Source organism: Streptomyces sp. AC512_CC834 (genome assembly GCF_019049325.1).
Lineage (GTDB): Bacteria > Actinomycetota > Actinomycetes > Streptomycetales > Streptomycetaceae > Streptomyces.
On record NZ_JAGMUO010000006.1, the window covers coordinates 85,117 to 96,101 of the forward strand.

Annotated in this window: 11 protein-coding genes; 8 read left to right on the forward strand and 3 right to left on the reverse strand. The window is 71.4% G+C overall.

Features of this window, described 5'->3' with window-relative positions:
- Positions 1-49 precede the first annotated feature (49 nt).
- The gene (locus KUM40_RS00435; protein ID WP_217161543.1) at positions 50-1,264 is read right to left on the reverse strand and encodes a carboxylesterase family protein; all 1,215 of its coding nucleotides are present in this window, start codon (positions 1,262-1,264) and stop codon (positions 50-52) included.
- A gap of 21 nt (positions 1,265-1,285) precedes the next feature.
- Positions 1,286-2,632: an MFS transporter gene (locus KUM40_RS00440; protein WP_217161545.1), complete on the reverse strand. Its 1,347-nt coding sequence runs from the start codon at positions 2,630-2,632 to the stop codon at positions 1,286-1,288.
- A gap of 271 nt (positions 2,633-2,903) precedes the next feature.
- Here KUM40_RS00440 and KUM40_RS00445 point away from each other — a divergent pair, with 271 nt between their 5' ends.
- The 8 genes from KUM40_RS00445 to KUM40_RS00480 are packed head-to-tail and all read left to right on the forward strand — an operon-like array spanning position 2,904 to position 10,034.
- Positions 2,904-4,382, forward strand: a complete 1,479-nt coding sequence (locus tag KUM40_RS00445) for a 2-hydroxymuconic semialdehyde dehydrogenase (protein WP_217161547.1) — start codon at positions 2,904-2,906, stop codon at positions 4,380-4,382.
- A gap of 50 nt (positions 4,383-4,432) precedes the next feature.
- Entirely contained in the window at positions 4,433-5,227 is a 795-nt protein-coding gene (locus tag KUM40_RS00450) for a fumarylacetoacetate hydrolase family protein (protein ID WP_308401017.1), read from the forward strand.
- Positions 5,224-6,240, forward strand: coding sequence for an acetaldehyde dehydrogenase (acetylating) (locus KUM40_RS00455; protein WP_217161555.1), 1,017 nt, complete (start codon positions 5,224-5,226; stop codon positions 6,238-6,240). Before KUM40_RS00450 ends, KUM40_RS00455 begins: the two co-directional genes overlap by 4 nt.
- Positions 6,237-7,268 carry a 4-hydroxy-2-oxovalerate aldolase gene (gene dmpG / locus KUM40_RS00460; protein ID WP_308401018.1) on the forward strand — a complete coding sequence of 344 codons (1,032 nt, stop codon included), beginning with the start codon at positions 6,237-6,239 and terminating at the stop codon, positions 7,266-7,268. The genes KUM40_RS00455 and dmpG overlap by 4 nt, the downstream gene beginning before the upstream one ends.
- Positions 7,265-8,032 (forward strand): 2-keto-4-pentenoate hydratase, encoded by a 768-nt coding sequence (locus tag KUM40_RS00465; protein WP_217161558.1) that lies wholly within the window; start codon positions 7,265-7,267, stop codon positions 8,030-8,032. The genes dmpG and KUM40_RS00465 overlap by 4 nt, the downstream gene beginning before the upstream one ends.
- Complete coding sequence (locus tag KUM40_RS00470; RefSeq protein ID WP_217161561.1) at positions 8,029-8,502, forward strand: RidA family protein; 474 nt, start codon at positions 8,029-8,031, stop codon at positions 8,500-8,502. Before KUM40_RS00465 ends, KUM40_RS00470 begins: the two co-directional genes overlap by 4 nt.
- The gene (locus tag KUM40_RS00475) at positions 8,499-9,020 is read left to right on the forward strand and encodes a 3-hydroxyanthranilate 3,4-dioxygenase (RefSeq protein ID WP_217161562.1); all 522 of its coding nucleotides are present in this window, start codon (positions 8,499-8,501) and stop codon (positions 9,018-9,020) included. Before KUM40_RS00470 ends, KUM40_RS00475 begins: the two co-directional genes overlap by 4 nt.
- 3 nt (positions 9,021-9,023) lie before the next feature.
- Complete coding sequence (locus tag KUM40_RS00480) at positions 9,024-10,034, forward strand: amidohydrolase family protein (protein WP_217161564.1); 1,011 nt, start codon at positions 9,024-9,026, stop codon at positions 10,032-10,034.
- Here the strand turns inward: KUM40_RS00480 and KUM40_RS00485 are convergent.
- Entirely contained in the window at positions 10,001-10,966 is a 966-nt protein-coding gene (locus KUM40_RS00485) for a LysR substrate-binding domain-containing protein (protein WP_217161566.1), read from the reverse strand. The genes KUM40_RS00480 and KUM40_RS00485 overlap by 34 nt on opposite strands.
- Positions 10,967-10,985: the final 19 nt, after the last annotated feature.

Genomic DNA, 10,985 nt, shown 5'->3' on the forward strand with positions numbered 1-10,985 from the left:
ACGCGTCGCCGTCCCCGGTCGGTCCCCGTCATCGTCATCGTCATCGTCATCAGGTCGGTTCGGGTCCCCGTCCGCAGACCAGCGGGGCCGGTGTCGGGCCGGGTGTGCCGGTGCGGGCGAAGGCGATCCAGGCCGCGCGCACGGCCTTGCCCAGGGCGTCCACCTCGGCCCAGGGCTCCCGGCCCAGCATCGGCGACGACCGCCACGCTTGCCGGGTGCCCAGCAGCAGGGGCAGTTCGAGGCAGTGGGTCGCGCCGAAGGGGGAGCCGGCCGGGCGCCAGTCGAGCCGGTACGTGTGGACCCGGGCCCCGGCCCGCGCCAGCTCGGCCCCGTAGTGTGCCAGCGGCTCCTCGTACACGCGGCGGGTCAGTTCCGTCGCGTCGTCGCCCTCCCCCGGGAAGGCGGTCATGTCGTCGGCGTTCCAGCCGTACATGACGTCCAGGCCCCGTACGGTGGCGGCGGCCTCCTCCCCGCCCCCGGCTCCGGGGAACCCGACCGGGAGGAAGGGGGGTTCCAGTGTGCTTCCGGAGCGTCGCAGGTTGGCCCTCGCGGTCTCCCGTTGGGCCGCCAGGATCGCGGGGACGCCCGCGGTGCGGGGGTCCCCGGCCAGCAGGCCGGCGAAGACGCGGCCCAGGGCCTCGGAGTCCGCACGGGGGCGGGCCGTGACGGACAGCGGCGGGCTCTGGAGAATCGCCCTGCGCACGAGCCCTCGCGCCTCCCGCGTCTCCAGCAGCAGGCGGATGGAGAGAGCGCCCGCGGACTGGCCGAAGACCGTGACCTCGCCGGGGTCACCTCCGTAGGCGGCGATGTGCTCGCGCACCCAGCGCAGCGCTTCGAGCTGGTCGTACAGGCCGAGGTTGCCGTCGCTGACCCCGTCCAGGCAGAGGTATCCGAGGGCTCCCAGGCGGTAGTTGACGCCGACGACGACCACGTCGCCCTGGGCGGCGAGTGCCCCGCCGTCGTACCAGTCCATGAGGCCCGCGCCGCTGCTGAAGCCGCCGCCGTGGAACCACACGAGGACCGGGCGGGCGGCGTCGTCCAGGGCCGGGGTGGTGACGGTCAGGTTGAGGCAGTCCTCGCCCTGCGGACGGGTGTCGTGCGGGGCTCCCATCACCGCGTCGAGGCGGGAGGGAAGCTGGGGGCAGATCTCGCCGCTCGGCGGACGGTGGTCGTCGGCCGCCACCGGGCGGGGCGGGGCGAAGCGTGCCGCGGTGGCGTAACGGACGGGCCCGGTGCGCACCACCGCGTGCGTGGGATGGGTCATGTGCGGCCTCCGTGCGGGGATTCAGGTGCGGGCCACGGCCTGCGCCGGGGGTTCTGCCGCCGGTTCAGGTGTGTTCTCCGGGACCAGACGGAACAGTGCGACCGCCCCGATCAGGCTGACGGCGCAGATGCCTATGAGATACCACGTCACGCCGGTCGACGAACCGCCGGCGTCCAGCAGCGCGGTGGAGATCAGCGGAGCGAGCCCGCCGCCGAGGATGGCGCCGAGCTGGAGGATCAGCGAGGAGCCCGAGTACCGGACGTGGATGGGGAAGGTGTCGGCGATGATGGCGCCCTGTACGCAGTGCGTCACCGGGATGATGATCCCCATGCCGACCAGGGCCAGCAGGGCGAGCAGGGACCTGTTCGTGTCGAGCAGCGGGAAGAAGGCCACGCACCACGCCAGGATGGCTACGGAGCCGCCGATGAACATGGTCCTGCGGCCGTAGCGGTCGGCGACCTTCGTCCAGAACGGGATGGTCGCGAACCAGATCACGGACGCCGCGGTCACGCCGAGGATGAGGAACTTCTTCCTGTAGTCGAGTTCCTTGGTTCCGTACGACAGGGTGAACACCAGGAACACGTACGCCACGGCGGAGTTCGCGACCACCGCGAGCAGGGTGAGGCCGAGGCGTCGGTATCCGACCTTGAGCGCTTCCGCCAGCGGGAACTTGACCACCTCGTCCTGCTCGACGGCACGGCTGAAGGACGGCGACTCGGTGACCCGCAGCCGGACCACCAGCCCCACCGCGACCAGCACGAAGCTCAGCAGGAAGGGGATGCGCCAGGCCCACGAGGTGAAGGCGTGGTCTCCGGCCACGGAGTTGGCGGTGAGGAAGACGACGTTGGCCAGGACCAGTCCGGCGGGGGTTCCCATCTGCGGGAAGCCCGCGTACAGGTTTCGTTTGCCCGCGGGGGCGTGCTCCATCGACATCAGGGTCGCGCCGGCGCCCTCGCCGCCGAGGCCGATGCCCTGGACGATGCGGAGCAGCACCAGCAGCACCGGCGCCCAGAACCCGATCGCGTCGTAGTTCGGGACGGCGCCGATGAGCGTGGATCCGATGCCCATCAGCAGGAGCGAGACCACGAGCGTCGCCTTGCGTCCGATGCGGTCGCCGAAGTGTCCGAAGACGAGACCGCCGAGCGGCCGGGCGATGAATCCGACGGCGAACGTACCGAACGCCGCGAGGGTGCCCGCCCCGGAACTCAGCGAGGGGAAGAACTGCTTGTCGAAGATGAGCGCGGCCGCGGTGCCGTAGAGGAAGAAGTCGTACCACTCGAGCGTGGTGCCGGCCAGCGTCGCGACGGCCGTTCTTCCCGCCGCGCTCCGGCCTCCGCCCGTGCCGTCTTCTTGGGGTGAGTTGCTCATGGGATGACCTATCACTCGGTGACTGCGGGGGTTCGCTCCGCACGGGCCGCTGCGACGGCCGGTGTCCATGACGCGTTAACGGTGGATCCTGGCCCCCTGAGACATGACGCACAAATGCCGAACAGGCAGCACGCCATAGCAGTCCGGGTATAGCTCGATCTCGATTTCGGCCACCCCCCCCGAAGCCGGAGCGGAGATATACCAACATGGGCATGCGAACGGACGAGAAGTTGATTTGTGGGGCATAGGCTTGCCTCCCAGAGTGAGAGGCATGACGGCAGAAACTGGGCGGTGGATCCGAAACTTCGTCGACGGACGGTTCGTCGACCCCGACGACGGCGACCGCGGCTTCGACAAGACCGATCCGGCCACCGGCCTCGTCCGCGCCCGCGTCCACGAGGCGGACGAGGCGCTGGTGGACCGGGCGGTGACGGCGGCACGTCGCGCACTGCGCGAGGGATGGCCCCACACGGCGGTACGTGAGCGGACCGAGCTGCTGCGCCGTGCGGCCGACCGGATCGAGGAGCGGTTCGAGGAGTTCGTCGCCGCCGAGATCGCCGACACCGGCAAACCGGTCACCCAGGCACGCGAACTCGATGTCGCCCGCGCCGTCGCGAACTTCCGCGCCTTCGCCGACGTGGTCGCCGCCGCGGGCCAGGAATCATTCCTGACCGATCTGGCGGGCGGGAAGCACGCCCTCAACTACGCGGTCCGCAAGCCCCTGGGCGTGGTCGCGATCGTCGTGCCGTGGAACCTGCCGCTGCTCCTGCTCACCTGGAAGGTCGCGCCGGCGCTGGCCTGCGGCAACGCCGTGGTCGTCAAGCCCAGCGAGGAGACACCGGCCACGGCCACCCTGCTCGCCGAGGTACTCGCCGAGGTGGGCCTGCCGGCCGGGGCGTACAACGTCGTCCACGGCTTCGGCGGCGGCTCCGCCGGTGCGCACCTGACGGCCCACCCCGGGATCGACGGGGTGACCTTCACCGGGTCGTCCGCCACCGGGGCGCAGGTCATGCGGACGGTCGCGCCGCGGGTACGGCCGGTCTCCTTCGAACTCGGCGGCAAGAACGCCGCGATCGTCTTCGACGACGTCGACATCGACGAAGCGGTGACCGGCCTGAGCAAGTCGGTGTTCACCAACACCGGTCAGGTCTGCCTGTGCACCGAGCGGGTCTACGTACAGCGGTCCGTCTTCGACGACATCGCGAGCGGACTCGTGCAACGCGCCGAACGCCTGCGGCTCGGAGACCCGCTGTCCGAGGCGACCACCACCGGTCCGCTGATCTCCCACGCCCACCGCGACAAGGTGCTGGGCTACTTCGACCTGGCCGAACAGGCCGGCGCCACCGTCCTCACCGGCGGTCACGTACCGGCCCTGGGCGCGGGTTTCGACGGCGGGTCCTGGATCGAGCCCACGCTGTGGACCGGGCTGACCAACGCCGACCGGGTCGTACGCGAGGAGATCTTCGGACCGGTGGCCGCCCTCATCCCCTTCGACACCGAGGAGCAGGCGATCGAGCTCGCCAACGACACCGACTACGGCCTCGCCGCCTCCGTGTGGACCAACGACCTGCGCCGCGGCCACCGGGTGGCGCAGGCGATGAACGTGGGCATGGCCTGGGTCAACACCTGGTTCCTGCGCGACCTGCGCTCCCCCTTCGGCGGCGTCGGGCTCTCCGGCCTCGGGCGCGAGGGCGGCGAGTCGTCCCTGCACTTCTACACCGAACCGACGAATGTGTGCGTCCAACTGTGAGCGAACACCCGAAGCCCGAGAGCCCCACTCGTCCGCGGCCCGTGAGTGCCGTGTCCGACCGGCCGATCGAGGCCGCCGTCGAGTCCCTCACCACCGCGGCCGCCACCCGCACCCCCTGTGCCCCGGTCCGTCAGTACCTCGGTGCGAACGACATCGACGCCGCCTACGAGGTGCAGCGCCGCGTGGCCCAGGCGCGCGTCGCGGCCGGTGCGCGCCGGGCGGGCGCCAAGATCGGACTCACCGCCCCCGTCGTACAGCAGCAGTTCGGTGTCTTCCAGCCGGACTTCGGCGTGCTCCACGACGACATGCTGTACGCGCACACCGGGCCGCTGCCGCTCGCCCGGTTCCTCCAGCCGCGCGCGGAGGGGGAGATCGCGTTCGTCCTCGGCCGTGACCTCGACCGGCCCGGCGCGTCCGTCGCCGACGTGCTGCGCGCCACCGAGTTCGTGCTGCCCGCCATCGAGATCGTCGACTCCCGGATCGCGGGCTGGGACCTGGCCATCACCGACACCGTCGCGGACAACGCGTCCGGTGGCGCGGTCGTCCTCGGCACCACCCCGCACCCGGTCACGGGCCGGGACCTGGCCCGGGTCGGCATGACGCTGCGCCGGGACGGCGAACCGGTCGCCCACGGCGCGGGGCACGCCTGCCTCGGCTCACCGGTCGTCGCGGTGGCCTGGCTGGCCCGCGAACTGGTCCGGCGCGAGCAGCCGCTGGCCGCCGGGGACGTGGTGATGTCCGGTGCGCTCGGCCCGATGGTCCCGGTCACCGGGCCGGGGCGGTTCCGGCTGGAGCTGGACGGGCTGGGAGAAGTGGAAGCAGTCGTCGAGGAGGGAACCAAGTGAGTCCAGCAACCACCGGACCGGGCGGCACGCACCCGGCCCCGACCCCGACCCCGCCCGCGACCCCGACCGCGACCGGCACCGTCCCCGTCGCCGTCATCGGCTCCGGCAACATCGGCACCGACCTGATGATCAAGGTGATGCGGCTGTCCAAGACCCTGCGGATGGGCGCCATGGCCGGTATCGACCCGGCGTCCGACGGTCTCGCCCGGGCCGGACGTCTCAAGGTCGCCACCACCGCGGGCGGCATCGACGGCCTCGTGGAGATGGACGAGTTCGCCGGCATCAAGGTGATGTTCGACGCGACCTCCGCCAAGGCCCACGTCCGCAACGCCGAGATCGCCCGGCACCACGGCAAGCTGATGATCGACCTGACCCCGGCCGCACTCGGCCCCTTCGTCGTTCCCCCGGTCAACCTGGAAGAGCATCTGGACGCGCCGAACGTCAACATGGTGACCTGCGGCGGCCAGGCGACCATCCCCGTCGTCGCCGCCGTCTCCCGGATCGCCCCGGTCGCCTACGGCGAGATCGTCGCGTCCATCGCGTCGAGGTCGGCCGGTCCCGGCACCCGGGCGAACATCGACGAGTTCACCGAGACCACCGGCGAGGCCATCCGCGTCGTCGGCGGCGCCCCGGTGGGCAAGGCGATCATCGTCCTCAACCCGGCCGAGCCGCCCCTCGTCATGCGCGACACCGTGTACTGCCTCGTCGAGGGCGCGGTGGACGCGGGGACGCGGGAGCGGATCGCCGGCTCCGTACGGGAGATGGCCGCCGACGTCCGGGAGTACGTCCCCGGCTACCGGCTCAAGCAGGACGTGCAGTTCGACCCCGTCGAGGACGTCATGGTCCCGGCGCTGGGCCGCCGGATCACCGGAGTGCGGGTCTCGGTGTTCCTGGAGGTGCTGGGCGCGGGCCACTACCTGCCCGACTACGCCGGAAACCTGGACATCATGACCTCCGCCGCGGTCAGGACCGCGGAGCGGATCGCCGTACTCCGAGGATGGGTGGACGCGTGAAGATCTACGTACAGGACGTGACCCTGCGGGACGGCATGCACGCCATGGGGCACATGTACTCCCTCGACCAGGTGCGCCGGATCGTCTCCGCGCTCGACAGGGCGGGCGTCGCGGCCATCGAGGTCGCGCACGGCGACGGGCTCGGCGGATCGAGCGCCAACTACGGCTTCGGTGCCCACAGCGACGAGGAGTGGATCGAGGCCGCCGCGGAGGTCCTGGAGCACGCGAAGCTGACCACCCTGCTGCTTCCCGGCATCGGCACCATCGAGCACCTGCGCCGCGCCCACGACCTCGGAGTGCGCAGCGTCCGCGTCGCCACCCACTGCACCGAGGCCGACGTGAGCGCGCAGCACATCGCGTGGGCCAGGGAGCACGGCATGGACGTCTCGGGCTTCCTGATGATGAGCCACCTCAACTCCCCCGCGCGCCTGGCCGAGCAGGCGGCCCTGATGGAGTCCTACGGCGCGCACTGCGTGTACGTCACCGACTCCGGCGGGCGGCTCACCACGCGCGACGTCGCCGAGCGGATCGACGCCTACCGCCAGGTGCTGGACGAGAGCACGCAGATCGGCATCCACGCCCACGAGAACCTCTCGCTCTCGGTCGCCAACAGTGTGGCCGCCGTCGAGCACGGCGCCCATCGCGTCGACGTGGCGCTGGCCGGGCAGGGCGCCGGGGCCGGGAACTGCCCGGCGGAACCGTTCGTCGCGGTCGCGGACCTGCTGGGCTGGGAACACGGCTGCGACCTGTTCGCCCTCCAGGACGCCGCCGACGACGTCATCCGCCCGCTGCGCGAGCGCCCGGTGCGGGTGGACCGCGAGACGCTGACCCTCGGCTACGCCGGGGTGTACTCCAGCTTCCTGCTGCACGCCGAACGGGCGTCCCGGCGCTACGGGGTCGACACCCGGCGGATCCTCACGGAGGTCGGGCGGCGGCAACTGGTCGGTGGCCAGGAGGACATGATCGTCGACATCGCGCTGGACCTGGCCGCGCGCGGCCAGGCCGGCACCGAAGGGAGCGCCGCATGAGCACGGACGAGACCGTCGAGGCCCTCGCGGAGCGGCTCGACACCGCGCAGACGACGCGCACCGACACACCGAGTCTCGCCGGCACGCACCGGTTCGGCATCGGCGAGGCGTACGCGATCCAGGCGGCGCTGCTGGCCCGCCGCGAGGCGCGCGGCGAGCGGGTCACCGGGGTGAAGCTGGGCTTCACCAGCAAGGCCAAGATGGCCCAGATGGGGGTGTCCGACGTGATCGTCGGGCGGCTCACCGACGCGATGCGCGTCCCGAACGGCGGTGATCTCGACCTCGGGCGCTTCATCCACCCGAAGGTGGAGCCGGAGGTGGCGTACCGGATCTGCCGCGACGTGGACGTGGACGACCCCACCACGGACATCGAGTCCTGCGTGGACGCTCTCGCCCCGGCGCTGGAGGTCATCGACTCCCGCTACCGGGACTTCCGGTTCACCTACGAGGACGTCGTCGCGGACAACACGTCGGCCTCGGCGTACGCCATCGGTCCCTGGCGGCCCCTTCAGAGCGTGCCCAACCGGGCGGTACGGCTGGTCTGCGGTGGCACGGAAGTGGTCGGCTCGACCGCCGCGATCCTCGGCGACCCGGTGCGCGCCCTGCACGCGCTGCTGGACATGTGCCGGCGCCGGGCCGTCCCGCTGCGGGCCGGGCAGGTGGTGCTCGCCGGTGCGGCGACCGCCGCCGTGCCGCTGACCGCCGGCGTCACCGCCTGCGAGGTCGCGGGGCTCGGCACGGTGGAAGTGAGGGTCGTCGGATGAGCGACGCACGTGTTCTCCAGGGACGGGCCGTCCCGCGCGGCCGCTTCCCCCACCTCAAGGTCGTCGGCGATCTGGTCTTCGTGTCCGGCACGAGTTCGCGCCTGCCCGACAACACGTTCGTGGGTGTCGAGGTCGACGCCATGGGCACCACGAACCTCGACATCCGCGCGCAGACCCGCGCGGTGATCGAGAACATCCGGGACATGCTCGCCGACGTGGGCGCCGAACTCCACGACATCGCGCAGGTCACTTCGTACCTCGTGTCGATGAACGACTTCGGCGGATACAACGAAGTCTACGGCGAGTTCTTCGACGAACGGGGCCCGGCCCGCACGACGGTCGCGGTGCACCAACTGCCGCACCCGCACCTGCTGATCGAGATCCAGGCCGTCGCCCACCTGCCCCGGACGTCCCGAGCCGCGGGCAGCCCCAGTACATCCGCATCGCACAGCACGGAGGTGGTCTCATGACCGACATTCCCGAGGTCATCGACTTCCAGGGTTGGATCGACGAGCACGCGCACCTGCTCAAGCCGCCGGTGAACAACCGCACCATGTTCCTCGGCGACGACTTCATCGTCCAGATCGTGGGCGGCCCCAACCAGCGCACGGACTTCCACCAGGAGCCGTACGAGGAGTGGTTCTACCAGGTCAAGGGCGACATGCACGTCAACCTCATGACCGGGGACGGACCGCGGACCGTGCACATCAAGGAGGGCCAGGCCTGGCTGCTGCCCGGCAACGTCCCGCACTCCCCGCAGCGCCCCGACCCCGCCTCGATCGGTCTGGTCATCGAGCGGGTCCGCGAGGAGGGCACCCTGGAGCGGTTCCAGTGGTACTGCCAGAACTGCTCCGCCCTGATCCACGGGATCGAGCTCCAGGTCAGGGACATCGTCAAGGACCTGCCCCCGGTCTTCACCGAGTTCTACGAGAACGAACGCGCCCGGGTCTGCCGCGAGTGCGGCGCGCTCCACCCGGGAAAGGGCTGACCGGTGGACCCAGTGATCGACATCCACACCCACTACGTTCCCCGGGGCTGGCCCGACCTGACGGCCGACGGCGGGGCCGACGCGCCGTGGCTGCGGGTCGAGACCGAGTCGGACGCGGTGATCATGATGGGGACGAAGGAGTTCCGGCGCATCCGCTCGGACTGCTGGGACGCCGAGGTCCGGCTGCGGGACATGGACGCGGACGGCGTGCGCACCCAGGTCGTCTCCCCGACGCCGGCCTTCTTCAGCTACGGGCGAAGCGGCCGGGAGGCGGCGAACATCGCCCGGATCTTCAACGATCTGGCACTGGAGATCGTCGAGCCCGCGCCGGACCGGCTGATCCCGTTCTGCCAGGTGCCGTTGCAGGACCCGGACGCGGCCTGCCGGGAGCTGGAGCGGTGTGTCGCGGCCGGGCACCGCGGGGTCGAGATCGGCAACCACGTCGGCGACCAGGACCTGGACAGCGAAGGGGTCGTCACCTTCCTCCAGCACTGCGCCTCGCTGGACGTGCCGGTGTTCGTGCACCCGTGGGACATGGCCTCCTCCCCGCGGCTCGACCGCTGGATGGCCCAGTGGCTGACGGCGATGCCCGCCGAGACACACCTGTCGATCCTGGCGCTGATCCTGGGCGGCGTCTTCGACCGCGTCGACGAGCGCCTGAAGATCTGCTTCGCGCACGGCGGCGGATCGTTCGCGTTCTGGCTGGGCCGGATGGAGAACGCCTGGCACGGACGCAACGACGTCATCGGCACCTCCCAGTTCCCGCCGTCCCACTACCTCGGCCGCTTCTACGTCGACTCGGTCGTCTTCGACGAGCGTGCCCTGCGGCTGCTGGTCGACACGGTGGGCGCGGACCGCGTGATGGTGGGCAGCGACTACCCCTACCCGCTCGGTGAGCGTCCGGTCGGTCAGGTGGTCAGCAAGAGCCGGTTCCTCGACGACGCCGACCGGCGGCTGATCACCTACGGGAACGCCGAACGCTATCTCGGCCCGTCCGGCGCGGACCGCGGCTGACCGTCCGCCTGCGCGGCCATGTCACCGGCAACGGTCTCCAGGCTCTCGATGAGGGCCTCGGCGGAAGGGCTCAGCGTCCGGGCGGCCGACCGGGTCAGCCCGACGCTGTGCCCGATCGGGTCCAGCGGAACCGACAGCCGCACCAGGCGGTTGTCGTCCCGGACGATCAGGCTGGGGAGCACCGCGACGACGTCGGTCTCCAGCAGGAGCTGGCGCATGGTGAGGAACGAGGTGGTCTCCACCCGGTTCAGCGGCAGCGCGAACCCGTGACGGCCGAACAGCTCCTCGACCTCCCGGCGCAGCACGGTCTCCGCCCCCGGCAGGATCCACGGGTGCTCGACCAGTTCCGCGAGCTCCACCCCTCCCCGGCCCGCGAGCGGGTGGGTGGCCCGGACCACGGGTTCCACCGACTCGTCGTAGAGCTTGCGGCGTTCCATCCGCTCGTCGGAGGGTGCGGTCAGCCGGCCCACGACGAGGTCGACGCGCCCCGCCTCCAGTTCCAGCAGCAGCGCCTCGGGCGACCCCTCCCGCACGATCACGGTCAGATGGGGGCGTTCCTTCTTGAGCGCGGCGATGGCCCGCGGCAGGAGCACGTTGGAGCCCGCCAGGTGGGTGCCGACGACCACCGTGCCGCGGTCGGCGGCGGCCAGTTCCACCACGTGCCGTCCCGCCTGCGCCAGTTGGGCGAGGACCGCCCGTGCGTGCCGGGTGAACGCCTCGCCGAACACCGTCGGGGTGATGCCCCGGGGGCCGCGCTCGAACAGCGGCACCCCGAGGATGTCCTCCAGCTCGTGCAGGCTGCGGGTCGCGGCGGGCTGTGTCACATGGAGTTCGGCGGCGGCGCCGACGACGCTCCCCCGGCGCGAGAGCGCGTCGATCAGGACCAGGTGCCGGAACTTGAGCCGGCCGTCGAGCAGGCGGGGGATCTCCACCCCGCGACTCTATCCACCG

Excerpts from the sequence above, each read along its gene's own strand:
- KUM40_RS00440 (WP_217161545.1), bottom strand. The coding sequence starts at position 2,632 with ATGAGCAACTCACCCCAAGAAGACGGCACGGGCGGAGGCCGGAGCGCG.
- KUM40_RS00465 (WP_217161558.1), top strand. The coding sequence starts at position 7,265 with ATGAGCACGGACGAGACCGTCGAGGCCCTCGCGGAGCGGCTCGACACC.
- KUM40_RS00445 (WP_217161547.1), top strand. The coding sequence starts at position 2,904 with ATGACGGCAGAAACTGGGCGGTGGATCCGAAACTTCGTCGACGGACGG.
- KUM40_RS00475 (WP_217161562.1), top strand. The coding sequence starts at position 8,499 with ATGACCGACATTCCCGAGGTCATCGACTTCCAGGGTTGGATCGACGAG.
- KUM40_RS00435 (WP_217161543.1), bottom strand. The coding sequence starts at position 1,264 with ATGACCCATCCCACGCACGCGGTGGTGCGCACCGGGCCCGTCCGTTAC.
- KUM40_RS00470 (WP_217161561.1), top strand. The coding sequence starts at position 8,029 with ATGAGCGACGCACGTGTTCTCCAGGGACGGGCCGTCCCGCGCGGCCGC.